This is a genomic window from Sphingosinicella sp. YJ22 (assembly GCF_011320075.1).
Classification (GTDB): Bacteria; Pseudomonadota; Alphaproteobacteria; order Sphingomonadales; family Sphingomonadaceae; genus Allosphingosinicella.
Map to the genome: position 1 here is coordinate 1 of NZ_JAANPA010000006.1, position 22,450 is coordinate 22,450.

Consider the following 22,450-nt stretch of genomic DNA (forward strand, 5'->3'; position numbering starts at 1 on the left):
GCTGGGCGGCGGCGGCCTCGCCATGGGCCTGGCCGGCGGCGTCGACCGCGGCGACGGCGATCTCGGCTTCCTTGCGCGCGGCCGCGGCGGCGTCGGCCGCTTCCTTCCAGCGCGAGAAGACCAGGCGCGCCTCGGCGACGCGAATTTCGTCGCTCAATTTGCGGTAGCGCTCGGCGGCGCGGGCCTGGCGCTTCAGCGCGGCGGCGCGCTGCTCCATGTCGCCGAGCAGATCGTCGAGGCGCGCGAGATTGGTCTCGGCCGCGCGCAGCTTCTGCTCGGCGTCGCGGCGGCGGACGTGGAGGCCGGCGATTCCCGCCGCTTCCTCCAGCATCAGCCGGCGCTCGGCGGGCTTGGCGGCGATGATCGCGCTGATCCTCCCCTGGCTGACCAAGGCGGGGGAGTGGGCGCCGGTGGCGGCGTCGGCGAACAGCAGGCCGACGTCGCGGGCGCGCACGTCGCGGCCGTTGATCCGGTAGGCGGAGCCGGCGCCGCGCTCGATGCGCCGGGTGACCTCGACGTCTCCGGACGCGAGCAGGCGGACGCCCTCCGGGTCGCCGATGTCGTCGGGATGGCGCTCGATCGACAAAGTGACTTCGGCGAAGTCGCGCGACGGGCGGGTCGCGGTGCCGGCGAAGATCACGTCGTCCATGCCGTGGCCGCGCATCGACTTGGCCGAGCTTTCGCCCATCACCCAGCGGATCGCCTCGAGGACGTTGGACTTGCCGCAGCCATTGGGGCCGACGATTCCGGTGAGGCCCGGCTCGATGCGCAGGTCGGCGGGCTCGACGAAGCTCTTGAAGCCGGACAGGCGCAGCCGCTTTATCTGCACGGGCGCATCGCCTTGGCGGACTCGCGGCTAGCGTGGCAGGGTGAGGGATCCGCTCGGCAAGGACGCAAACCCCTCATGCCCGGTCACCTGCCCCTTTCGCCCGCCCCCGCAGCGGGGGTTTGCGCGAGCAGCGGCTGGATCATCGCCCAATTGGCCCCGCCGATCATCCGCCCGTTGAGCATGAAGGTCGGCGTGCCGTCGACTCCGAGCCGGTCGGCGGCGTCGCGCATCGCCATCACCTGGTTCAGCCCGTCGGCGCTGGCGAGGCAGCGAGTCGCCTGCGCCGGCGTGATGCCATGGTCGGCGGCGATCTGCTTGAGCCCGATCAGCTCGGCGGTGCGCGCCACCGACTGCGGGGTCGGCCGCACCTCGATCTCGGCGCGCTGCGCCGGCGTCAGCGCGTCGGCGCGTCCTGCCCACACGTCCTGCCGCGCGAACAGATGGGTGGTCATCGCGAAATATTCGTTCGGCGCGGCGCAGCGGCTGAGCACCGCGGCGGCGAGGTCGTAATGATTGAGGACGTAGTTGCGATATTCGACGCTGACCCGGCCCGAACGGATGTGCTCGAGCAATTCCGGCATCGCCTCGGCCGAGAAGGTCGCGCAGTGCGAGCAGGTCAGCGACAGGAACTCGACCAGCTTCAGCGGCGCGTCGGGATTGCCGAGCCGGAAGCCGCCCTCCGGAGTCGCCGCCGCCTGGCGCGTCCAGTCGACCGGGATCGCGGACATGTCGGGCGCCTGCGCCGCGGCCGGAGCCGCGGCGAGGAGCCCGATGGCGACGAAGGCGGACGCGAGCCGCTTCATGTTACGACCCGATCGCCGCCCGCAGGCGGTTCTCGAGCGACAGGCCGGGGGTCTGCGGGTGGTTCCAATAACCGACATTCTCCTGGACCTGGCCGTTGATGAAGAAGGTCGGCGTGCCGGTGACTCCATCCTCCTGCACCTTGCGCTGGGTCTCGGCGAGGCTGTTCAGATTCTCCGGATTGTTCAGGCACTGATCGACCTGCGCCTGCGGCATGCCGCGCTGGCGGAAGAACTGGTCCATGCCGAGCGCTCGGGCGAGCGCCGGCGCCTGCTGCTGCGGCGGCATCGCCTGGAGCGCCGCGAGCTGCGATTCCGGGATCGTGCCGGTGCGGGCCGACCATTCCGAATGGGTCGCGTAAAGCTGCTCGGTCAGCGCGAAGAAGGATTGCGGGCCCTGGCAGCGCAGCAGCATCGTGATGCCCGGATCGGTCGGGAACAGCAGCACCGGCCGATATTCCCAGCTCACCTGGCCGCTGCGGACATAGGTGTTCTTCAGCTCTTCCGACGCTTCCTGGGAGAATTGGGCGCAGTGGCCGCAGCTGATCGAGGCATATTCGAGGAGCTTCACCGGCGCGTCCGGATTGCCCATGCGGAAGCCGCCTTCGGGCGTGGCTTGGACCGTCTGGGTCCAGTCGCCGTTATTGGGCGCGGCGATCTGCGGCAGCGCCGCGTTGAGGTCGATGGTGGCGGCGGCCTGGTTGAGGTCGCCCTCGCCGCCGCATCCGGCCACGGCCAGAGCCAAAGCCGAAGCAATGCCGACAAAAACTGGCTTCATCTTTTCCTGTCTCCAATGGTGCCGATCACGGGGATCGCCGTCACGATGGGCGCTCCTTCGCTTGCGGCGAGCCCCTGCGCAAGGGATTCGAGGACGGCGCGAAGCTCCGGATCGGCGACTTCGCGCAGCGATTCGCCGAGCTCGGCGGGGACGGGCTGCGGCGGCGCGGCCGGCACGGGGCGCTTGCGCGCGACCGCGACCCGGCCCTGACGGAACGACACGCGCTCGATCGCGGGATAGCCGAAGAAGCGGTTGACCCGCTCGACGATCACCGGCGCGACATGCTGAAGCATCGGCGCATGCGCGCCTTCGACGACCAGGGTGAGGACTCCGCCGCTCTTGCGGCCCGGCGGGAAGCGGATCGATTCGGGCGAGGACACATTGGCGTAGCGCTCGCCGACGATCTCGGACCAACGCGTGACGATGCTGTGCTGGATGAATCCGAAGCGGCGGAAGGCTGCGGCGCCGACTCCGCCGATCAGGTCCGACACCGATCGCACGCCGTTGACCCGACGTGCCGGCTCCTTCGATTTCGTCGTCCCGCCCACTTTGCCCATCGCAAAGATAGTGGCACAGCCCGCCGGTGCCCGTCGATGCGACAAATGCCCTGATGCGCTGGTATGCTGTGGATAAGCGACGGCTGCCGTGGCGCGCGGAAGCGGGCGAGACCGCCGACCCTTATCGGGTGTGGCTGTCGGAGATCATGCTCCAGCAGACCACGGTCGCGGCGGTGAAACCCTATTTCGAGACTTTCACGGCACGCTGGCCGAACGTGGCGGCATTGGCGGCCGCGGACGAGACCGAAGTGATGCGCGCCTGGGCGGGCCTCGGCTATTATGCGCGGGCGCGAAATCTCATCGCCTGCGCGCGCGAAATTGCAGCGCGGGGCGGCGCGTTTCCGGATGACGAGACGGCCTTGCTCAAGCTGCCCGGCATCGGCGGCTATACCGCCGCGGCGGTGGCCGCGATTGCCTTCGGCAAGCGCGCGGTCGTGGTCGACGGCAATGTCGAGCGCGTGGTGTCGCGCCTGTTCGCGCTGTCCGAGCCGCTTCCGGGCGCGAAGTCGCGTCTGCGGCAGCTTGCCGACAGCCTGACACCCGACCAGGGCGCTGGCGATTTCGCGCAGGCGATGATGGACCTGGGCGCGACCATCTGCACGCCGCGCTCGCCCGATTGCGGCCGCTGTCCGGTCGCCGAATGGTGCGCAGCGCGGGTGGAGGGGCGTCCGGAGGCCTATCCGGTCAAGGCAAAGAAGGCCGCCAAGCCGCGGCGGGAATGGACGGCCTATTGGCTCGAGCGCGACGGCGAGGTGCTGCTGGTTCGGCGGCCGGCGCGCGGGCTGCTCGGCGGCATGCTGGCGATGCCCGTCGAGGCTCCGGCGGAGACCGTCTGGGAGGAGGCCGGGGCGGTCGAGCATGTCTTCACCCATTTCGCGCTGACCATGTCGGTGGTCTGCGGCGAGGGCGCCTCGCAGGTCGAAGGCGAATGGTGGCCGGTGGCGCGGATCGAGCAAGCCGGCTTGCCGACCGTTTTCGCCAAGGCGGCGCGGCGGGCGCTGGCATGGCGGAAGCCGCCGCGGGCGGAAGCGGCATGATCCCGCCCGGCTTTACCGGCGCAGGGCTCGACCGCGCCGACCAGCTGCGTGTCGACGCCGCGCGGCTCGCCGAGGCGCTCGCGCATGCCGAGGCGGGGGTGCTGGCGATGCAGGGGCTGGAGCCCGAGCTGGACTCGGCGGGACGGCTGGTCTGGTCGTCGGTCACCGGCCACTCGGTCGAGCGCCTGATCCTCCTCGGCTTCGACGGTGAGGCGCCGCGCTTCGCCCCGCTCGGCGACGTCGCGCCGCACGGCCAGGCGGCGATGCACCTGTTCAAGCTGATCAGCGAGCTCGACGCCCGCGAGGCGGCGATCTGGGGCGCCGCGCGCAGCCTCAACGAATGGCATGCGCGCCACCGCTTCTGCGGAACTTGCGCCGCGCCGACCGAGCCGTTCCGCGCGGGCTGGGGCCGCCGCTGCGACGGCTGCGGCGCCGAAGCCTTTCCGCGCGTCGATCCGGTGGTGATCATGCTCGCCGAGCATGACGGGCGGGTGCTGGTCGGGCGCCAGCACCGCTATCCGCCAGGCCGCTATTCGGCGCTCGCCGGCTTCGTCGAGCCCGGCGAGTCGATCGAGGAGGCGGTGGCGCGCGAGCTGTTCGAGGAAGCGGGGCTTCGCGTCGAAGCGGTGCGCTACGTCACCAGCCAGCCCTGGCCCTTCCCCTATTCGCTGATGATGGCCTGCGTCGCGCACGCGGAGGACGGCGCGCTGACCCTCGACGAAACGGAGATCGAGGACGCCATCTGGGTCGATCGCGCCGGAGTGCGGGCGGCGCTCGACGCGGACCCCGACGCCCCGTTCCAGGCGCCGCCGCCCTACGCGATCGCGCACAGCCTGCTGCGCTGGTGGGTCGGACAGGGCGGCTAGCGCGAGGTGAGCTGTCCCTCGGTCTGGCCCTGCGGCTCGACCAGGATCAGCGCGCTCATTCCGACGAGGCGGCGCACCCAGCTGCGGCTGCGCATGCGGTAGCGGCCGACGGCCGGCACCAGATTGATCGCGCGGGTCTCGCCCGGGGCGAGAGTCATCCCGCCATTGGCGACGAGATCGGCATCACCCGCGCGGACCCGGGCGCGGGCGAAGAAGCTGCCGGCCTGAAGGCTGAGCGGCGATCGGCTGCTGTTGTAGAAGACGAGACGCACCGGTTCGCCAGCTGGCAGCCTGATCACCTCGGGCTCGAACGCATTCACCCGCAGCAGCACGGGATGCTCGATGCCCTGGCGCCATTCCGGCTCCCGCGGCTGCGCGGACGCCGCCGTCGCGGCGAGCAGAAGCACGGGCAGAAGCAGGCGACGCATAGGAACCTCCCGCTACAACAATGGCTTGCGGGTATAGCAGTTCCGTCGCGATCCACCCAGCCCGCTCGCTCAGCCCGAACGGTGTGGCTTTAGAATCGCAGCGGCATCACCGTCTTCACGCTCGGCAGCTCGGACAGCTTGGCGATCAGCCGGCCGCCGACCTGGCCGTCGACCGCGATCAAGGCGATCGCCTCGCCGCCCGCGGCGCGGCGGCCGAGATGGAAGGTCGCGATGTTGACTCCAGCGTCGCCCAGCGCCGAGCCGACTCGGCCGATGAAGCCCGGTTTGTCCTCGTTGACGAAGTAGATCATGTCGCCGTCGAGCTCGGCCTCGACCGCAACCCCGAACAGGTCGACGAGGCGCGGCGCGGAATTGCCGAACAGGGTGCCGGCGACGCTCTTCTCGCCGTCCTGGGTCATCACCGAGACGCGCAGGAGCGTGTGATAGTCGCCTTCGCGGTCGTGGCGGATCTCGCGCACGTCGATGCCGCGCTCCTTGGCGAGGAACGGCGCGTTGACCATGTTCACCGTGTCGGAATGGACTCGCATGAACCCGGCGAGAACCGCGCTCGAGATCGGCTTCTGGTTCAATTCGGCGGCGGCGCCCTCGGTCTCGATGCTGATCTGGCTGAGGCCGCCATGGGCGAGCTGGCCGACGAGGCTGCCGAGACGCTCGGCGAGCGCCATGTAGGGCCTGAGGCGCGGTGCTTCCTCGGCGCTGAGGCTCGGCATGTTGAGCGCGTTGGTGACCCCGCCGCGGACCAGGAAGTCGCTCATCTGCTCGGCGACCTGGATGGCGACGTTGACCTGCGCCTCGTTGGTCGACGCGCCGAGATGCGGCGTCGCGACGAGGCCGGGCGTGCCGAACAGGGGATTGGCCTGCGCCGGCTCCTCGACGAACACGTCCAGGGCGGCGCCGCCGATATGGCCGCTCTCGAGGCCCTCCTTGAGCGCCGCCTCGTCGATCAGGCCGCCGCGGGCGCAGTTGATGATGCGCACGCCCTTCTTGGTTTTCGCCAAATTGGCGGCGGACAGGATGTTGCGGGTCTGGTCGGTGAGCGGCGTGTGGAGGGTGATGAAGTCGGCGCGGCGCAGAAGCTCGTCGAGCTCGACCTTCTCGACGCCCAGCTCGAGCGCCCGTTCGGGGGTCAGGAACGGGTCGAAGGCGATGACGCGCATCCTGAGGCCGAGCGCGCGGTCGGCGACGATCGAACCGATATTGCCGCAGCCGATCAGGCCCAAGGTCTTGGCGGTCAGCTCGACCCCCATGAAGCGGTTCTTCTCCCACTTGCCGGCCTGGGTGGAGGCGTCGGCCTGGGGCAGCTCGCGGGCGAGCGCGAACATCAGTGCGATGGCGTGCTCGGCGGTGGTGATCGAGTTGCCGAACGGGGTGTTCATGACGACGATCCCGCGCGCGGTCGCGGCGGGGATGTCGACATTGTCGACGCCGATCCCGGCGCGGCCGATCACCTTGAGGTTGGGCGCGGCCTCCAGAAGGTCGGCGGTGACCTTGGTCGCGGAGCGGATGGCGAGGCCGTCATAGTCGCCGATGATTGCCTTCAATTCGTCCTTGGTCAGGCCGGGCTTCTCGTCGACCTCGACTCCGCTGGCGCGGAAGATCTGTGCGGCGTTCGGGTCCATTTTGTCGGAGATGAGGACGCGGGGCATTATGATCCTTTCTGTCCCCTCTCCCCTTCAGGGGAGAGGGTGGTTGAGCGGAGCGAAACCGGGAGAGGGGGAGAGGCGAGGGCCTCTGCGATGCTGGTGACGACGCCGCCGAGGTTGGTCATCATCTCGGCATTGGTGAAGCGAAGGACGCGGTAGCCGCGGGCCTCAAGCTCTTTGGTGCGCCCCGCATCGTATTCCTGCTGGAAATCGTGAGAGTCGCCGTCGATCTCGATGATCAGCTTGGTCGGGATGCGGCAGGCGAAGTCGACGACGTAGCTTCCGATTACGACCTGGCGGCGAAACTTGGCCGGGTCGAGGCGGCGGGCACGAAGGGCGCTCCAGAGCAGTCTCTCCGGTTCGGTGGGCTGGCGCCGCATCTGTTTTGCGCGCTGGATGAGCAGCTGATCCCGCATCACTCCCCCTCTCCCGCCGCCTTCGGCGGCACCCTCTCCCCTGAAGGGGAGAGGGTGCCAAGTTCAGGCGGATCGCGCCATGTGAAAGGCCCAGGCGAGCCAGGGGGTGAGGCGCTCGACGTCCTCGGTGTCGACGGTGGCGCCGCACCAGATGCGGATGTGGGGCGGGGCGTCGCGGTGGCCGGCGATGTCGAAGGCGGCGCCTTCCAGGTCGAGAAGGGCCTCGATCTGCTTGACCAAAGCGCGCTGGCCGTCGGAGTCGAGACCCGGAACCGCGGCGTCGGCGAGCTTGAGGCAGACGCTGGTGTTCGAGCGGGTGGCCGGGTCGACGGCGAGATGTTCGATCCAGGGCGTTTTCTCGACCCAGGCGTCGAGCGTCGCGGCATTGGCCTCGGCGCGGTTCATCAGGGCGGGGAGGCCGCCCTGAAGCTCGGCCCATTCCAGAGCGTAGATGTAATCCTCGACCGCGAGCATCGACGGCGTGTTGATGGTCTCGCCCTTGAAGATGCCCTCGATGAGCTTGCCGCTCTTGGTCAGGCGGAAGATCTTGGGCAGCGGCCAGGGCGGCGTGTAGCTCTCCAGCCGCTCGACCGCGCGCGGGGACAGGATGAGGATGCCGTGGGCGCCCTCGCCGCCGAGCACCTTCTGCCAGGAGAAGGTGACGACATCGAGCTTGTCGAAGGGCAGCGCCTGAGCGAACGCCGCCGAGGTCGCGTCGCAGATGGTGAGGCCGTCGCGGTCGTCTCTGATCCAGTCGCCGTCCGGCACGCGCACGCCCGAGGTCGTGCCGTTCCAGGTGAACACCACGTCGCTTGCCGGGTCGACCGCGGCGAGGTCGGGAAGCGCGCCATAGGGCGCGGTTAGTATGGTCGCGTCGAGCTTGAGCTGCTTGGCGACGTCGGTGACCCAGCCCTGCCCGAAGCTCTCCCAGGCGAGCATCGTCACCGGGCGGGCGCCGAGCAGGCTCCACAACGCCATCTCGACCGCGCCGGTGTCGGAGGCGGGGACGATTCCGATGCGGTGGCTTGCCGGCACGCGCAGGACGTGGCGGGTCAGCTCGATGGCGTGCTGCAGGCGCGCCTTGCCGATCTTCGAGCGATGCGAGCGGCCGAGCGAGCCGAGCGCGAGCTTCTCGGGGCTCCAGCCGGGCGGCTTGGCGCAGGGGCCGGACGAGAAATGGGGGCGCCGCGGCTTGTCCGCCGGCTTGTCGATAGGCGCAGTCGTACCGGCAACCGCCGGCGAAAGGTCAGTCATGCAAACTCTCCTCGCAGAGAGCACGCGCCGCGTTGGGACGGCGTGGCCCGCCGACGGGAGTAAGGCCGCGTTGATCCAAGTCAAGCGGGGGCGGCGCGTGACGGCTTGACGCCTGTGGACGAGTTGGCGCGTTGTGCGGCGATGCGGCTGGCGCTCCTTCTCCTGGTTTCCCTCGTCGTCGCGGGCTGCGTCCCGCGCGGCGCCATACCGGGGCGCGATGGCCAGCCTGCCGCGCAGGCGCTCGACGCCGATCATCCGATGACCCTGCAGTGCCGCGCCGAGCTTGCCGGTGATCGGGTCGCGTTCCGCACCGTCCCCGACCGCCTCAACGAAAATGGCTGCTCGGTGCTCGGCGCGGTGCAGCTCGCCGACATCGGCACGCCCAGCGCCGGGCTCGGCGCGATGAAATGCTCGCTGGCGCGGCAATATGCGCGCTGGGTGCGCGACATCGTCCAGCCCGCCGCGCGCCAGCTGCTCGGCAGCCCGGTCGCGCGAATCGAGACGTTCGGCACCTATGCCTGCCGGCCGGTCAACGGGCGCGAGGGCGCGCGATTGAGCGAGCACGGCCTCGCCAATGCCGTCGACGTCGCCGGTTTCACGCTCGCCGACGGACGGCGCGTCTCGGTGCTGGAGGGGTGGAACGGCGCCGACGAGCGCGTCCGCACCTTCCTGCGCACCGCGCATCGCGGCGGCTGCACGCTGTTCCGCGTCGGCATGGGGCCGGAGTCGAACGCCCTCCACCGCGACCATCTGCATTTCGACTTGGGGCAGGGGCGCTATTGCCGCTAATGCGGGTCAAATGACCGATCCGATCCCGCCGCAGCGCGTCTTCTCTCCCGCCCGTGAAGAGGCGGAAACCGCCGCCAAGCAGACCTCCTCGCCGCAGACGGAGGATCCCGCATATCGCCTCGCCTTCCAGGACATGGACTTCCTGCTGCGCGAGGATCTCCGGCCGGTGCGCTTCCAGCTCGAGCTGCTGAAGCCGGAGCTTCTGCTCGACGAGGCCAAGATCGCCTCGACCTTCGTCATGTACGGGTCGGCGCGAATCCCCGAGCCGGAGAAGGCGGATTCGCTGATCGCGGCGGCTGCGACCGATCATCAGCGGCTGATCGCCGAGCGGCTCAAGGCCAAATCCCATTATTATGACGAGGCGCGCAAGCTCGCGCGGATCGCGAGCAAGACCGCGCCCGACCCCGACGGCTGGCGCCACTTCGTCGTCTGCTCGGGTGGCGGGCCGTCGATCATGGAGGCGGCGAATCGCGGCGCCATCGAAACTGGCGCCGAGACGATCGGGCTCAACATCGTGCTCCCGCACGAGCAGCTGCCCAACCCCTATCTGACCCCGCATTTGTCGTTCCAGTTCCACTATTTCGCGCTTCGCAAGATGCACTTCCTGCTGCGCGCCCGGGCGGTGGCGGTGTTCCCGGGCGGCTTCGGCACCTTCGACGAGGCGTTCGAGCTCCTCACCCTGATCCAGACCGGCAAGGTGGCGCCGCTGCCGATCGTGTTCTTCGGGCGGGAGTTTTGGGACCGAGTGGTGAATTTCCAGGCGCTGGTCGACGAAGGCGTCGTGTCGGCGGCCGACCTCGACCTCTTCTCCTTCGTCGAGACGGCGGAGGAAGCCTGGGACATCGTCTGCCGCCACTATGAGGAGCGGGACGGCAAGCCGGTCTGCTGAATCAAGAAGGGCCACCCCTAGGGGCGGCCCTTCTTCTTTAGCTTAGTGGTCGCGGCCGGCGGCCGGGGCTGCCTCGCCGCCGGTGCGGCCTTCCTGGACCGGGGCGACCTGCGCCTCGTTGAGCACCGGCTGGTCGGCCGCGGCGCCGTTGACCGCAGGGTCGGAGCTGTTGCCGGCCGGCGCGGCCTCGCCGGCGGCCGGGGCCGGCGGCAGCGCCAGGCTGGAGCCCTGCGCATTCATGTAGACCATGAGGTCGGCGCGGTCCTGCGGGTCGGACAGGCCGGCGAAGGTCATCTTGGTGCCGGGGGCGAAGGCGCGCGGGCTCGCCAGCCAGGCACTCATCGTCTCCCAGTCCCAGGTGCCGCCATGACCGCGAAGGGCCTCGGAATAGTTGAAGCCAGCGACGTGAGCCACGGCCTGGCCCATCGAGCCATAGAGATTCGGGCCGACGCCGTTGGGGCCGCCCTGGTTGATCGTGTGGCAGGCGGCGCACTTGCGGAACACGGCCTCGCCGCGGGCGGCGTCGGCGGTCTGCAGGAAGTGGGCGATCGGCTGCTCGGCCTCGCCGCCTTCGCCCTCTTCCTGGACTCCGGCGATCGGGTAGCCCATCGGATCGGGACGCTCGGACTTGAACATCTCGCCGGCCACCAGGGTGCCGCCGAGCAGCACGATGCCGCCTCCCAGCACCCAACCAGCAATCGTGTTGAACCGATCGTTCATCGCGGCGAAGACCCCTGTCAGGATGCGCGGCGCCAGGAGGGCTGCCGCGGCAAGTTCTCGAATTGGCGCCCCCTTTATGCGGGGGGCGCGCGCGCCGCAAGCACCAGACGCCCATCGCCGGCGCCTCGGCGGGGGACCTTCCGGCTTTCGCCGCGGATCCTTGCGCGAAAGAAAAGCAGAGGCCCAAAGCAGGGTCGGCCGATCCACGCAATCGCCTGGAGAAAGCGGCGTCGATTCTACCCCCGTTATCCTCGTTATCCACAGGCAGATTCGGCTTTGACGACTCGGTTTCCCATGACAGGTTCCAGTTGTGGCCGGGTCGATCGCCCCTCGGGACGAGTGACCAGGCTGCGGCCGGAAACGGCTTCGGATCGGACCGCAAGCGAAGATTCGAAACGTCACGGCGAGGGCGGCTGACGAAGCCGCCGCCATGCGGACGCAACGGGCTTGCCCCTTAGCTTTTGCAAGGATCGGCAAGCTTCGTCGAGCAGCCCGGCGGAACCAGAAGCTTCGGCTTCACGGGACCGCCAAAGGAAAACCGGAAGAGCTTCGGCTCCGACGGGGATCCAAAACCGGAGAAACGGATCGGCTTCGGCCGGCACCGCGCTTCGGAGGCGAGCCGCCAGGGCTTCGGCTTTGACGGGGAGCCAACCGGGAAGGGTGCCAGCTTCGGCTGACATTCTTGTCGGCCGGAAAAGACCGATCGGCTTCGGCCGACACGGAGTTTCCGGACAGGTGAACCGCCAAGGCCTCGGCCGGACGCGGGGAACCGAACGGTGAACGGCAAGGGCTTCGGCCTAAGCCCGGATCCGGGAGAGCCGCCAGAGCTTCGGCTCGAACGGCTCTCCTGGAGACCTGGACCGGCCTCGGCCGGGAAAGGCTCTCCAAAGGAGAAATGAGGCGGCTTTGGCCAAGCCATTTTTCCTCAGGAGAACTGAATGGACTTCGGTCCGGACAGGGATCCACGGGAAATCGGACAGGCTTCGGCCTGGAAGAGGACCCACCGGAGAACTGCTGAGGCTTCGGCCAAGGCAGGGATCCACCGGAGAACTGCGGCGGCTTCGGCCAAGGCAGGGACCCAACGGAGAACTGCGGCGGCTTCGGCCAATGCAGGGACCCAAGGTGAACCGCCACGGAGCTTCGGCTCCAGGCGGGGATCCGGGTGAAGTGTCGCGAAGCTTCGGCTTCGAGGCGCCGATCCTAGGTGAACCGCGAAGGGCTTCGGCCTTTCGTGGAGAGCCGAACGGGATGGAAGCGTCAGGTCCTGCCTCTCGCCTCTCTTCCCGGACAATGGGTGGAACGCCTGGTCGTTCGTGCCATTGTCGAACATCGCCGAGACGGACGCCAAGCCCTCACCGGCGCGGCTTTCCCCGGCTCGACGCAGTGAGGGCTGGCGGAAACGTCAGCCCTCATGTGCATTTGGGGGAGCGAGCATTCGGCGCGGCGCATTTGAGGCGCGGCGCAGGCCGCCCTTCGCGACGCGCTGTCCCGCGCCTACTCTCCTGATAAATAACGTGTTGCGCCTCCGCCTGTGGCTGACCGCAGGCGCGTCCCGCCGCCTTGATCTCACCCCTCAAAAGCGCGACTGTCCGGGTGGGCAAAAGGGGCGAATCGATGTTTTCGAGCGGCAAGAGCAAGGGGCCGGCAGCGGCCAAGCAGGGCGGCAGGAGCGGGGCCGGGGGGCTCTCCTTCATCAGCCCCGACGTGGTGGTGAACGGAGACCTCACGACCGAATCGCAGATCCATATCGACGGGCGCATCGAGGGCAACGTGACTTGCGCCACCCTCATCCAGGGCAAGGGCGGCACGATCGCCGGCAACATCGTCGCCGAATCGGCGTGCATCGCCGGTCTCGTCGACGGCACCGTCAATGCGCGGCTGGTGACTCTCGAGCCGAGCGCTCGGGTCACCGGCGACGTCACCTACGAGACGTTGAGCATCGCCGCGGGCGCGGCGATCGACGGCCGCCTCGCCCGGCGCGAGGGCGCCGGCGCCGGGGCCGTCATGGCGACGCTGAAAGCGCTGCCCGACAAGGCCAGGCCCCGCGGCGACCAGCCGAGTCTGCTGCCGCCGGGCGAGCCGCTGATCCAGGCGGCGGAGTAGGCCACCGGTGAGCCGCCACGGCGCGGAGATCGCCTGGACCTCGGACGGCGACTTCTCGAGCGGGAGGTACAGCCGGACCCATGAGTGGCGCTTCGACGGCGGCCAGACGGTGCGCGGCTCGTCATCGCCGGACGTGGTGCGGGCGCCGATGTCGGATCCGTTTGGCGTCGACCCTGAAGAGGCGCTGGTCGCGGCGGCGTCGTCCTGCCACATGCTGTGGTTCCTCGACTTCGCCCGCCGCGCCGGCTTCGACGTCGCCTCCTACCGCGACTCGGCCGAGGGTGAGATGGGCATGGGCGCGAACGGTCGGGTGATGATTACACGCATCGTCCTTCGTCCCGCGATCGCCTTCGCCGGCCGCCAGCCGGACGACACTGAGCTGGCCGACCTGCATCACCGCGCCCACGACGCCTGCTTCATCGCTAATTCGCTCAGCACCGACATCGTCGTGGAGGCGCCCGCGGCGGTCGAGAGGTAAAGTCGCCGGCGGGGGCCGGCAGCGAAAGGGGGGACGCAATGCCTTACCGCCACGCCCATTATTACCTGCTCGCCCTGTTCCCGCTCACCCTGTTTGCGTTCTGGCCCGGCTATTTCTCGGACCTCCGGGGCGCGGCCTATTCCGCCCATGTCCACGGCGTGACGGCGTCGCTGTGGATCGCCCTGCTGGCGATGCAGAGCTGGTCGATCCACCGCCGCCAGAACGCGCTCCACCGCACGCTCGGCTATTCCAGCTTCGTGCTGTTTCCCTTGTTCACCGTCGGGGGCCTGCTGGTCATTCAGACGATGGCGATGAAGTTCACCGCCGGCGTGTCGCCCTTCTACAACGTCTTCGCGCCGGGTCTCGCGCTGCTCGACGGCCTGTCGACCCTCGCGGTGCCCTGCCTGTTCTTCATGGCGCTGAAGAGCCGCCGCAAGGTCCACCGCCACGGCGCCTACATGCTCTCCACCGTATTCTTCCTGCTCGCGCCGATCACCACGCGAATCCTGTCCGATTATCCGCCGTTCGCGGTGACCGGGCCCGAGACCTTCCACCGGTTCGGCTGGGCGCTCCACTTCTCCAACCTGATGGTGGTGCTTCTCCTTCTCGAGCTCCATCGCCGCCATCCCAAGTCGGGCCGTGCGTTCCTGGTCACCGCCGGGCTAGTCGCCGTTCAGAGCCTCCTGTTCGCCTTCGTCGCGCCGCTGCCTCTATGGCGCGGCCTGTTCGCCTCGATCGCGACGGTGCCGCTGCCCGTGCTCGTCAGCCTCGGCTTCGCGGTCAGCGGCGCGGTGGCGTGGGCGGGGTGGAGCAGCGTTCCGCTGCGGCGAAGGACCGCAGCAACTTCGTCGTGAGCCCGATGGGGTTCGTCGAAGGATAGTGACGGCCCCGGCGGCCGCGCTTCAGGCTCCCGCTCGGGAGCGCGTCCGCGCTCGGCAGGGGCAGGAGACAGAATTTTGGCGACGGTTTCGGTTGACGGCACGGGTGCGGGCGCGGCGGCGGCCCGCCACCCGAAGGGTCTTTATTATCTGGCCTTCACCGAGGCGTGGGAGCGTTTCTCTTATTACGGCATGAGCGCGCTGCTCGTGCTCTACATGGTCAACGAGCTGCTGATGCCGGGCCATGTCGAAAATGTCGCCGGCTTCGGAGGCTTCCGCGCCTTTATCGAGGGAGCGTACGGGCCGCTGTCGACCCAGGCGCTCGCCTCGGCGATCTTCGGGCTCTACGCCGGCTTCGTCTATTTCACGCCGGTGCTCGGCGGTCTCATCGCCGACCGTTGGATCGGTCAGCGCAACGCGGTGGTGCTTGGCGCCTTGTCGATGGCCGGCGGCCATGTCGCGATGGCGTTCGACGAGAGTTTCCTGCTCGCGCTTCTGCTCCTGGTGATCGGATCGGGCCTGCTCAAGGGCAACATTTCCGCGCAGGTCGGCGCGCTTTACCCGCGCGACGACGAGGCGCGGCGCACCCGCGGCTTCGCCATCTTCAGCGTGGCGATCAATGTCGGCGCGGTGTTCGGCCCGATTTTGTGCGGCTGGCTGGCGAACGAATATGGCTGGCACTGGGGTTTCGGCGCCGCGGCGATCTTCATGCTCTGCGGCCTCGTCACCTATCTCGCCGGCTACAAGCATCTACCGGCGCGGGTCGAACGGCGCGCCGACGAGGAGGCGAAGCTGACTTCGCACGACTGGACGATCATCGCGGCGCTGATCGCGGTGATGTTCATCACCATGTTCCACTCGATCGCTTATTATCAGCTCGCCAACACCTTCCCGGTGTGGGTGCAGGACCATGTCGACCTGAGCCTCGGCGCATTCGAGATTCCGGTGCCGTGGTACCAGTCCGTCGATCCCCTCTTCAGCATCATCGGCGTTCCGGTGCTCTTCGCCTTGTGGGGATGGCAGGCGCGTCGGCGCGGCGAACCCGGCGACCTCGCCAAGATCGGCATCGGCGCGGCACTGGCGGCGTGCGCAAACCTGATCCTGGTCGCGGCGATCCTGGTCAGCGGCGGCGACAACATCCACCCGCTGTGGCCGTTTCTCTATGCCGGTACGCTCGGCGTCGCCTTCCTCTATTATTGGCCGACCCTGCTCGCCTTGGTGTCGCGCGCCGCGCCGGCGAGCGTCAACGCGACGATGATGGGCGTGTGCTTCCTCACCCTGTTCGTCGGCAACAACGTCATCGGCTGGCTCGGCGGTTTCTACGAGCCGCTCGGGCCGCTGCGCTTCTGGCTGCTCCATGCCGGCATCGGCGCGGCCGGCGCAGTGCTGGTGCTGCTGTTCGGCGGGGCGTTGCGCCGGGCGCTGGAAAGCTCGGTTCGAGATGAGCCGCTGCGCCCGGGCGCCGAGACCGTCGAGGTTGAACGATAACCGCACGGAATATTGGAGGTTTTCCTACAGCCTTTGGGCCATATCGACAATCGGTCCGGCGGAACGTAACTGGAACGAATGGCTCAGCTGGGTACGCGCGAGAAGCTGGCGATTCTCGCCGATGCGGCGAAATATGACGCGAGTTGCGCTTCGTCGGGAACGTCGAAGCGCAACAGCATCGGCGGCAAGGGGATCGGCTCGACCGAGGGCATGGGCATTTGCCACGCCTACGCGCCGGACGGCCGCTGCATCAGCCTCTTGAAGATCCTGCTGACCAACAGCTGCATCTTCGACTGCCATTATTGCATCAACCGCAAGAGCTCGAACGTCCGCCGCGCTCGGTTCACGGCGGAAGAGGTCGTCCAGCTCACCCTGGCCTTCTACAAGCGCAACTATATTGAGGGGCTGTTCCTCTCCTCCGGGATCATCCGCTCGCCCGACTACACGATGGAGCAGATCGTCCGGGTCGCGCGCAGCCTGCGCGAGGAGCATGATTTCCACGGCTACATCCACTTGAAGACCATCCCCGACGCCGACCCGGAGCTGGTCCACCAGGCCGGCCTCCATGCCGACCGCGTATCGATCAATGTCGAGTTGCCGACCGTCGCCGGCCTGACGAGGCTCGCGCCGGAGAAGGATGCCGGGCGCATCGAAGGCGCGATGAAGGACATGAAGGCGGCGATCGTCGACACGCGGGATGCGAAGAGGCGGTTCCGCTCGGCGCCGAATTTCGCCCCCGCCGGCCAGTCGACCCAGATGATCGTCGGAGCGGACGGCGCCGACGACCGCGCCATCATCGGCCGGGCGAGCGGGCTCTATGACCGCTTCCGCCTGCGCCGCGTCTATTATTCCGCGTTCAGCCCGATCCCCGACGCGAGCGCGGTGCTGCCGTTGAAGCGGCCGCCGCTGATGCGCGAGCACCGGCTCTACCAGTCCGACTGGCTGATGCGCTTCTACGGCTTCGAGCCGGGCGAGGTCGGCCAGGTCACCGACGCGGCGGGCATGCTGCCGCTCGACATCGACCCCAAGCTCGCCTGGGCGCTCAAGTTCCGCGAGCGCTTCCCGGTCGACGTCAACCGCGCCGACCGCGAGGCCTTGCTGCGCGTGCCCGGCCTCGGCGTGAAGGCGGTCGACAAGATCGTCGCCAGCCGGCGCCTGCGAAGCCTGCGGCTGGACGACGTGGCCCGGCTCACGGTGTCGATCGCCAAGGTGCGGCCGTTTATCACCACCGCGGACTGGCGGCCGACCCTGCTCACCGACCGCGCCGATCTCGGCGCGCGCCTCAGGCCCGCGTCGCAGCAGCTGGAGCTGTTCGCCGCTTGAGCCCGGTCAGAAGGCGGCGCGGCCCGAGCTTTCCGGCCAGTCGCCGTCGCCGTCCGCGGAGGGGAAGAATTCGCGGAAAGAGCGGGCTTCCTCGACGCAGCGGGCGAAGCTCGGACGGTCGAGCATTCGCTCGAGATAGGCGCCGAGCTTGGGGTAACGATCCGCGAACGGAGCCACCTTCTGCGCATAGAACAGCGCTGGCGCCGCGGCGCAGTCGGCGAGGGTGACGTCGGGCCCCGACAGATAGGTCTGGATGATTCGCTCCTCCAGGAAGCGGTAGCTCGTGTCGAGCAGAGCGCGGGCTTCCTCGACGCCGAACGGGTCGCGCTTGCCCTCGGGCCGGAGGCGGTCGCCGACGATCTTCTGCATCGGCGTCTGGATGTAATTGTCGATCACTCGGTCGAGCAGGTGGACCGCGCGTAGATGCCCCGGATCGATCGGAGTCATGCGCTTGCCGGAGGCGGACAGCGTGTCGAGATACTCGATGATCACGGTGCTTTCCGGCAGGGTCGCACCGGCATGGTCGTCGTTCAGCACCGGAAACTTGGCGTAGGGCCACACCGCCGCGAACTCGGCCTTGGAGCGCGGATCGCCGAGATCGACGACATGGCGCTCATAGGGGAGGTCGCGCTCGTGGAGGGCGATCATCACCTTCTGACAATAAGACGAGAAGGGGTGGTAATAGAGGTGCAGGGTCATTCCGCCCTCCTAACGTCATTCATGCGAAAGCGGTAATCCCGCTTCTGCCTTTTTCTCGCTTTGGCTAGGCTGCGCCTCATGCACGCCGTCCTGCTTGCCGACGAGGATGATTTCGAGGGCTGGCGGGATGCCGCGCGGGGGCTGGCGGTCGCCGGCGTGCCGCCGCGCGAGGTGACGTGGCAGGTCGGCCAGGGCGGAGGCGACCTGTTCGGCGACGAGGCGCCGCCGCCGGCCGCGGACGGGCCGGCCTTCGCGGTGCCGCGGGCGTTCCTGACCCTGGCGCAATCGGTGATCTGCCATTCCGATCCCGAGCGCTTCGCCTTGCTCTACACCCTGCTGTGCCGGATCCGATCGAACCCGCAGGCGATGGAGGACGGCGCCGACCCGCTCGTCCAGAGGCTGGAACGGATGGCCAAGGAAGTGCGGCGCGACATGCACAAGATGCACGCCTTCCTGCGCTTCCGCGAAGTGCCCGAGCCGGACGGCGGAGAAACTGGCGGCCCGGACGGCGCCGAGCGCTTCGTGGCCTGGTTCGAGCCGGACCATCATATCGTCCGCGCCACCGCCGGCTTCTTCGTCCGCCGCTTCGCCGGCATGCGCTGGTCGATCCTCACGCCGGAGCTGTCGATCCATTGGGACGGCGAGCGGCTCACCGAGAGCCCCGGCGCGGCGCGCACGGACGCGCCGTCGGGCGACCCGGTCGAGGAGACGTGGAAGACCTATTATTCCAGCATCTTCAATCCCGCGCGGCTCAAGGTCGGCGCGATGCTCAAGGAGATGCCGAAGAAATATTGGAAAAACATGCCGGAGACCGCGTTGGTCGCTCCGTTGATCGCGGGTGCTCAAGGACGCGAGGCGGCGATGGTCGAGGCATCGAAGCGCAAGCTGAGCGAGGCGGAGGTCGAGGGCTTGGCGACCGCCGACAAGGCCGAGCGTCGGCTTCAGCCCGGCGGCAATGCGCTTGCGGCGTGGGAAGCGATTCTCGCCGACGCCAAGGCGTGCACGCGCTGTCATCTCTACAAGCACGCGACCCAGACCGTGTTCGGCGAGGGGCCGCTCGACGCCCGCATCATGTTCGTCGGCGAGCAGCCGGGCGACCAGGAGGATCTGGCGGGACGGCCGTTCGTCGGGCCGGCGGGGCAGCTGTTCGACCGGGCGCTCGGCGAGGCAGGGGTCGACCGCGCCCAGACCTACGTCACCAATGCGGTCAAGCATTTCAAGTTCGAGCGGCGCGGCAAGCGCCGGATCCACAGCAAGCCCGAGGCGCCGGAGATCGAGGCGTGCCGCTGGTGGATCGAGCAGGAGCGCACCCTGATCCGCCCGCCGGTCACCGTCGCGCTCGGCGCCACCGCGGCGCGAAGCCTGTTCGGCCGGGTGATGACAATCAGTCGAGTCCGCGGCCAGGCTCTGGAGCTCCCCGACGGCGGCGAGGCCTGGGTGACCGTCCACCCCAGCTTCCTGCTGCGCCTCCCGGACCCCGACAAGAAGCGGGAGGAATATGCCCGCTTTGTCGAGGATCTGGCGCGCATCGGCGAACGGGCGAAGGCGCTCGCTTGACGGTTATTCGTCCGACGCCACGCCCGGATATTGCCGCTCCTTGAGCATCCCGGCGAGATGTGCCGTGTTCGACGCGACCATGGCGGCGGTGCTGCTCACCTTCTCCGGAATCTGCGGCAGGTCCTGGAAGTCGGTCTTGCCCATCGCTTCGCCGACCCAGTAGCAGACCGCGCCCGCGGGCAGCGTCCAGCCCATGTCGTTCAGGGCCTGGAACAGCTCGGCGCTGACATGGTGGGCGCCGTCCTCGTTGCCGACCACCGCCACGACCGCGACCTTGCCGTAGCTCGGCATCCGGCCCTTCTCGTCGGTCTCGGAAAGGAAAGCGTCCATCCGCTCGGTGACGCGCTTGGCGATGCTCGACGGCTGGCCGAGCCAGATCGGGGTGCCGAAGATGAGGATGTCCGCGGCGAGGATCCGGCGGCGAAGCTCCGGCCAGTCGTCGCCCTCGCCCTCGTCCGACGTGACGCCTGGCTTCACGTTGTAGTCGGCGACGCGGATCGTGCCGGCGAAGTCCACGTCCTTTTTCTTCAGCTCGGAGACGAGAAGGCCGATCATCTTGTCGGTCGACGAGCTTTCGCCGTCCGACGCCTTGAGGGTGCAATTGAGGGCGATCGCCGTCAGCGCCACGTCCCGCTCCTTTGCTTGGGTGGATGCAGGTAAAGGCGCGGGCGAGCGCGGAAGTTCCGCCTAGAGCCGGACCAGCATCTTGCCCGTGTTGCTGCCGGTGAACAGGCCGATGAAGGCGTCGGGCATGGCGTCGAGGCCGTCATGCACGGTCTCGCGCGAAGCGATCGTCCCGCTCGCGACCCACGGACCCATCTCGGCGTAGAACTCGCCCATCCGGCCGAGATAGTCCGGAAACAGGAAGCCGCGGATGGTGATCCGGGCGGCGATGATCCGGGCGATGTAGCGCAGGCACATCGGCTCGGTGCTGTTGTAGCCCTCGATCAGGCCGCAAATGGCGAATCGGGCGCGGCTTCGCGCGGTTGCAAGAGCGGCGTCGAGATGGTCGCCGCCGACATTGTCGAAATAGACGTCGATGCCGCTCTGGCCGATCTCCTTGAGGGCGGCGGCAAGGCCCTTGAGCACCGGGCCGGCCTTGTAGTCGATCACCGCGTCGGCGCCGAGCTCCTTCACCCAGGCGCATTTGTCCGGGCCGCCGGCCGAGCCGATCACGATCATGCCCTTGGCCTTGGCGATCTGGACCACGGCGGAGCCCACCGCGCCCGCGGCGGCGGAGACGAACACGGTCTCGCCCTCTTTCGCCTCGGCGGCGTCGAGCAGGCCCCAATAAGCGGTTCCGCCGGTGAGGCCGAGATTGCCGAGCCATTGATGGTCGTCGACTCCGAGCGCGGGCAGCTTGTTGAACGCTGCCGCCGGCGCGGACGACACGTCGCGCCAGCCGAGCATGTGCTGGACGAGGTCGCCTTCCTTGAAGGCGTCGGAACGGCTTTCGACGACTCGGCCGACCGCTCCGCCTTCCATCGGCTCGCCGAGCTGGAAGGGCGGAACGTAGCTCTTCACGTCGTTCATCCGCCCGCGCATGTAGGGATCGACGCTGAGCCACGCGTTGCGCACGCGCACCTCGCCGTCCTGGAGCGGGGCCAGTTGCTGCTCCCTCAGCTCGAAATCGGCGTGGGTCGGCATGCCCTGCGGGCGCTGCTTCAGGGTCCAGGCGCGGGCGGTCGTCATGGTGGCTCCCCTCTCGGTGTCGGCAAGCGCCTTACTCGAACCGCCGCCCGCGCACAAAAGAAAGGCCCGGCGCCTGATCGGGTGCCGGGCCAGTTCTCATGCGCTCAAGGGGAGGGGAGCGCGTGACATATCGTCCAGACTATTTCTCGTCGCGATAGGTTCCCGAGAAGCTCCGCCCGAGGACATCCGGACCCTCGCTGCCGCCGTCCTCGCGCTCGAACAGGGCGCGGTTCGCCTCCTCGTCGCGCCACGCCTGCATGGCCTCCTCGGAGCTCCTGTTCAGAACCACCTTGTCGTCGACCGAGTCGAGCCAGCCGCACGGGATCGAGTGATGGTGCCCGCCGGCCGACGGATCGCTCTTGGTCAGGACGATCCGCCCGTCGCGGACCTTGTCGACGGTGCCGACATGCTGGCCGTCGGAGCCGACCACCTCCATGTGCTCGGTCACCCGGCCCATATGCTGGCGCTGCTGGCCGCGCCGCTCGCGCCACGCGCCGAACTCGCTTTCGAAGCGCGAGGCATTTTCCTGACGATATTCGTCATAGTCGCGGTCGAGGCTCTCGATCTGGCGGTTGCGCCATTCGTGGTAATGCGGGTCGAACTCCGATTGGCCGCGCTGCTGGCCATAGCGGCCCTGCTCGCGCTCATGCTGGTCGAGGATGGCTCGGGCGCGCGACGAGCTCCCGGTGCCAGGGCCGCCCGTCAGCGTCTGCTGCGCCATGCCGTAGGGCGAAGCGACCGGATGGGCGCCGTGGGTGCCGACATGGCCGGGGTCCTGGCGGTCGAAGCGCGGTCCGCCGAATTCGGGGTCGAAGCCCGGGCCGGCCATGCCGCTGGCGCCGAAAGTTCCTTCATAGCCGCCGCTGCCGCCGCCTTCGCCATAATAGCCGATGCCCTGGTCGACGCCGCCATAGCCGCGGTCGGGATCGGCAAAGCGGTTGTCGCTGTGGCTCCGTGCCTGGCCCTGATCGGAATAGCGGGCGGTCCGGCGATAGTCGCCGCGCGATTCGAAGCCGCCGCCCCAGCGCTGCTGGCCGCGGTCGCCGCCGCGATAATAATCGACATGGGAGCCGGGCGAGCGGTCATGGGGATCGCGGCCGAAGCCGCGGTCGCGCTCGCGCTCGCTTCGCCATGGCGAGCCGGCGGCGCGGTCCCGGTCGTCGCCGCCGTAGCGATCGTCATTGCCCATGGCTTCTCTCCTTGCT

23 protein-coding genes are annotated in these 22,450 nt (G+C 68.6%); 10 read left to right on the plus strand and 13 right to left on the minus strand.

Annotation, left to right across the window (positions count from 1 at the left end; all coding sequences use genetic code 11):
• The 4 genes from G7B71_RS03505 to G7B71_RS03520 all read right to left on the minus strand — a co-directional run.
• Positions 1-829, minus strand: an 829-nt coding sequence (locus G7B71_RS03505) for an AAA family ATPase (RefSeq protein WP_166037936.1), incomplete at its 3' end; no start/stop codon positions are given.
• Positions 830-912: 83 nt separating this feature from the next.
• Positions 913-1,632 (minus strand): thioredoxin domain-containing protein, encoded by a 720-nt coding sequence (locus tag G7B71_RS03510; RefSeq protein WP_166037937.1) that lies wholly within the window; start codon positions 1,630-1,632, stop codon positions 913-915.
• A gap of 1 nt (position 1,633) precedes the next feature.
• The gene (locus G7B71_RS03515; RefSeq protein WP_166037938.1) at positions 1,634-2,407 is read right to left on the minus strand and encodes a thioredoxin domain-containing protein; all 774 of its coding nucleotides are present in this window, start codon (positions 2,405-2,407) and stop codon (positions 1,634-1,636) included.
• Positions 2,404-2,964, minus strand: a complete 561-nt coding sequence (locus G7B71_RS03520) for a DciA family protein (RefSeq protein WP_166037939.1) — start codon at positions 2,962-2,964, stop codon at positions 2,404-2,406. The genes G7B71_RS03515 and G7B71_RS03520 overlap by 4 nt, the downstream gene beginning before the upstream one ends.
• A 53-nt stretch (positions 2,965-3,017) precedes the next feature.
• On the opposite strand from G7B71_RS03520, the gene mutY reads away from it, so the two are divergent.
• Both mutY and nudC read left to right on the plus strand, forming a co-directional pair.
• Positions 3,018-4,001: an A/G-specific adenine glycosylase gene (gene mutY, locus G7B71_RS03525; protein WP_166037940.1), complete on the plus strand. Its 984-nt coding sequence runs from the start codon at positions 3,018-3,020 to the stop codon at positions 3,999-4,001.
• Positions 3,968-4,867, plus strand: a complete 900-nt coding sequence (nudC, locus tag G7B71_RS03530; protein ID WP_243406081.1) for an NAD(+) diphosphatase — start codon at positions 3,968-3,970, stop codon at positions 4,865-4,867. Before mutY ends, nudC begins: the two co-directional genes overlap by 34 nt.
• On the opposite strand, the gene G7B71_RS03535 is transcribed toward nudC, so the two are convergent.
• From G7B71_RS03535 to G7B71_RS03550, 4 genes are all read right to left on the minus strand, one after another.
• Positions 4,864-5,295: a cupredoxin domain-containing protein gene (locus G7B71_RS03535; protein ID WP_166037941.1), complete on the minus strand. Its 432-nt coding sequence runs from the start codon at positions 5,293-5,295 to the stop codon at positions 4,864-4,866. The two genes, nudC and G7B71_RS03535, sit on opposite strands and share 4 nt — an antisense overlap.
• 89 nt (positions 5,296-5,384) lie before the next feature.
• Positions 5,385-6,962 carry a phosphoglycerate dehydrogenase gene (serA, locus tag G7B71_RS03540; protein ID WP_166037942.1) on the minus strand — a complete coding sequence of 526 codons (1,578 nt, stop codon included), beginning with the start codon at positions 6,960-6,962 and terminating at the stop codon, positions 5,385-5,387.
• The gene (locus G7B71_RS03545; protein ID WP_166037943.1) at positions 6,962-7,375 is read right to left on the minus strand and encodes a DUF559 domain-containing protein; all 414 of its coding nucleotides are present in this window, start codon (positions 7,373-7,375) and stop codon (positions 6,962-6,964) included. The genes serA and G7B71_RS03545 overlap by 1 nt, the downstream gene beginning before the upstream one ends.
• 63 nt (positions 7,376-7,438) lie before the next feature.
• Positions 7,439-8,629 carry a phosphoserine transaminase gene (locus G7B71_RS03550; protein WP_166037944.1) on the minus strand — a complete coding sequence of 397 codons (1,191 nt, stop codon included), beginning with the start codon at positions 8,627-8,629 and terminating at the stop codon, positions 7,439-7,441.
• Between the two features lie 114 nt (positions 8,630-8,743).
• Here G7B71_RS03550 and G7B71_RS03555 point away from each other — a divergent pair, with 114 nt between their 5' ends.
• Together G7B71_RS03555 and G7B71_RS03560 are read left to right on the plus strand one after the other, a co-directional pair.
• The gene (locus G7B71_RS03555; protein WP_243406082.1) at positions 8,744-9,418 is read left to right on the plus strand and encodes an extensin family protein; all 675 of its coding nucleotides are present in this window, start codon (positions 8,744-8,746) and stop codon (positions 9,416-9,418) included.
• 10 nt (positions 9,419-9,428) lie between these two features.
• The gene (locus tag G7B71_RS03560) at positions 9,429-10,307 is read left to right on the plus strand and encodes an LOG family protein (protein ID WP_166037945.1); all 879 of its coding nucleotides are present in this window, start codon (positions 9,429-9,431) and stop codon (positions 10,305-10,307) included.
• 42 nt (positions 10,308-10,349) lie between these two features.
• Here G7B71_RS03560 and G7B71_RS03565 read toward each other — a convergent pair whose 3' ends face one another.
• The gene (locus G7B71_RS03565; RefSeq protein ID WP_166037946.1) at positions 10,350-11,027 is read right to left on the minus strand and encodes a cytochrome c family protein; all 678 of its coding nucleotides are present in this window, start codon (positions 11,025-11,027) and stop codon (positions 10,350-10,352) included.
• A 1,614-nt stretch (positions 11,028-12,641) separates the two neighbouring features.
• On the opposite strand from G7B71_RS03565, the gene G7B71_RS03570 reads away from it, so the two are divergent.
• The 5 genes from G7B71_RS03570 (at position 12,642) to G7B71_RS03590 (ending at position 17,297) form a co-directional block, all read left to right on the plus strand.
• The gene (locus G7B71_RS03570; RefSeq protein ID WP_166037947.1) at positions 12,642-13,130 is read left to right on the plus strand and encodes a polymer-forming cytoskeletal protein; all 489 of its coding nucleotides are present in this window, start codon (positions 12,642-12,644) and stop codon (positions 13,128-13,130) included.
• A gap of 7 nt (positions 13,131-13,137) precedes the next feature.
• Positions 13,138-13,608, plus strand: a complete 471-nt coding sequence (locus G7B71_RS03575) for an OsmC family protein (RefSeq protein ID WP_166037948.1) — start codon at positions 13,138-13,140, stop codon at positions 13,606-13,608.
• A gap of 38 nt (positions 13,609-13,646) precedes the next feature.
• Entirely contained in the window at positions 13,647-14,462 is an 816-nt protein-coding gene (locus G7B71_RS03580; RefSeq protein WP_166037949.1) for a hypothetical protein, read from the plus strand.
• Between the two features lie 102 nt (positions 14,463-14,564).
• The gene (locus G7B71_RS03585; protein WP_166037950.1) at positions 14,565-15,974 is read left to right on the plus strand and encodes a peptide MFS transporter; all 1,410 of its coding nucleotides are present in this window, start codon (positions 14,565-14,567) and stop codon (positions 15,972-15,974) included.
• 78 nt (positions 15,975-16,052) lie between these two features.
• Positions 16,053-17,297: a putative DNA modification/repair radical SAM protein gene (locus G7B71_RS03590; protein WP_166037952.1), complete on the plus strand. Its 1,245-nt coding sequence runs from the start codon at positions 16,053-16,055 to the stop codon at positions 17,295-17,297.
• 6 nt (positions 17,298-17,303) lie between these two features.
• Here the strand turns inward: G7B71_RS03590 and G7B71_RS03595 are convergent, their stop codons facing one another.
• Positions 17,304-17,996, minus strand: a complete 693-nt coding sequence (locus G7B71_RS03595) for a glutathione S-transferase family protein (RefSeq protein ID WP_166037954.1) — start codon at positions 17,994-17,996, stop codon at positions 17,304-17,306.
• A 78-nt stretch (positions 17,997-18,074) separates the two neighbouring features.
• On the opposite strand from G7B71_RS03595, the gene G7B71_RS03600 reads away from it, so the two are divergent.
• Complete coding sequence (locus G7B71_RS03600; RefSeq protein ID WP_166037956.1) at positions 18,075-19,553, plus strand: UdgX family uracil-DNA binding protein; 1,479 nt, start codon at positions 18,075-18,077, stop codon at positions 19,551-19,553.
• A 3-nt stretch (positions 19,554-19,556) separates the two neighbouring features.
• Here G7B71_RS03600 and G7B71_RS03605 read toward each other — a convergent pair whose 3' ends face one another.
• The 3 genes from G7B71_RS03605 to G7B71_RS03615 all read right to left on the minus strand — a co-directional run bounded on the left by G7B71_RS03605 (position 19,557) and on the right by G7B71_RS03615 (position 22,434).
• Positions 19,557-20,180 carry an NAD(P)H-dependent oxidoreductase gene (locus tag G7B71_RS03605; RefSeq protein ID WP_166037958.1) on the minus strand — a complete coding sequence of 208 codons (624 nt, stop codon included), beginning with the start codon at positions 20,178-20,180 and terminating at the stop codon, positions 19,557-19,559.
• 60 nt (positions 20,181-20,240) lie between these two features.
• The gene (locus tag G7B71_RS03610) at positions 20,241-21,245 is read right to left on the minus strand and encodes an NADP-dependent oxidoreductase (RefSeq protein ID WP_166037960.1); all 1,005 of its coding nucleotides are present in this window, start codon (positions 21,243-21,245) and stop codon (positions 20,241-20,243) included.
• Positions 21,246-21,384: 139 nt separating this feature from the next.
• Complete coding sequence (locus tag G7B71_RS03615; protein ID WP_166037962.1) at positions 21,385-22,434, minus strand: DUF2171 domain-containing protein; 1,050 nt, start codon at positions 22,432-22,434, stop codon at positions 21,385-21,387.
• Between the last annotated feature and the right edge of the window lie 16 nt (positions 22,435-22,450).

Coding starts and splice junctions, on each gene's coding strand:
- G7B71_RS03510 (WP_166037937.1), bottom strand. CDS start 1,632: ATGAAGCGGCTCGCGTCCGCCTTCGTCGCCATCGGGCTCCTCGCCGCG.
- G7B71_RS03515 (WP_166037938.1), bottom strand. CDS start 2,407: ATGAAGCCAGTTTTTGTCGGCATTGCTTCGGCTTTGGCTCTGGCCGTG.
- G7B71_RS03520 (WP_166037939.1), bottom strand. CDS start 2,964: ATGGGCAAAGTGGGCGGGACGACGAAATCGAAGGAGCCGGCACGTCGG.
- mutY (WP_166037940.1), top strand. CDS start 3,018: ATGCGCTGGTATGCTGTGGATAAGCGACGGCTGCCGTGGCGCGCGGAA.
- nudC (WP_243406081.1), top strand. CDS start 3,968: ATGGCGGAAGCCGCCGCGGGCGGAAGCGGCATGATCCCGCCCGGCTTT.
- G7B71_RS03535 (WP_166037941.1), bottom strand. CDS start 5,295: ATGCGTCGCCTGCTTCTGCCCGTGCTTCTGCTCGCCGCGACGGCGGCG.
- serA (WP_166037942.1), bottom strand. CDS start 6,962: ATGCCCCGCGTCCTCATCTCCGACAAAATGGACCCGAACGCCGCACAG.
- G7B71_RS03545 (WP_166037943.1), bottom strand. CDS start 7,375: ATGCGGGATCAGCTGCTCATCCAGCGCGCAAAACAGATGCGGCGCCAG.
- G7B71_RS03550 (WP_166037944.1), bottom strand. CDS start 8,629: ATGACTGACCTTTCGCCGGCGGTTGCCGGTACGACTGCGCCTATCGAC.
- G7B71_RS03560 (WP_166037945.1), top strand. CDS start 9,429: ATGACCGATCCGATCCCGCCGCAGCGCGTCTTCTCTCCCGCCCGTGAA.
- G7B71_RS03565 (WP_166037946.1), bottom strand. CDS start 11,027: ATGAACGATCGGTTCAACACGATTGCTGGTTGGGTGCTGGGAGGCGGC.
- G7B71_RS03570 (WP_166037947.1), top strand. CDS start 12,642: ATGTTTTCGAGCGGCAAGAGCAAGGGGCCGGCAGCGGCCAAGCAGGGC.
- G7B71_RS03580 (WP_166037949.1), top strand. CDS start 13,647: ATGCCTTACCGCCACGCCCATTATTACCTGCTCGCCCTGTTCCCGCTC.
- G7B71_RS03590 (WP_166037952.1), top strand. CDS start 16,053: ATGGCTCAGCTGGGTACGCGCGAGAAGCTGGCGATTCTCGCCGATGCG.
- G7B71_RS03595 (WP_166037954.1), bottom strand. CDS start 17,996: ATGACCCTGCACCTCTATTACCACCCCTTCTCGTCTTATTGTCAGAAG.
- G7B71_RS03600 (WP_166037956.1), top strand. CDS start 18,075: ATGCACGCCGTCCTGCTTGCCGACGAGGATGATTTCGAGGGCTGGCGG.
- G7B71_RS03610 (WP_166037960.1), bottom strand. CDS start 21,245: ATGACGACCGCCCGCGCCTGGACCCTGAAGCAGCGCCCGCAGGGCATG.
- G7B71_RS03615 (WP_166037962.1), bottom strand. CDS start 22,434: ATGGGCAATGACGATCGCTACGGCGGCGACGACCGGGACCGCGCCGCC.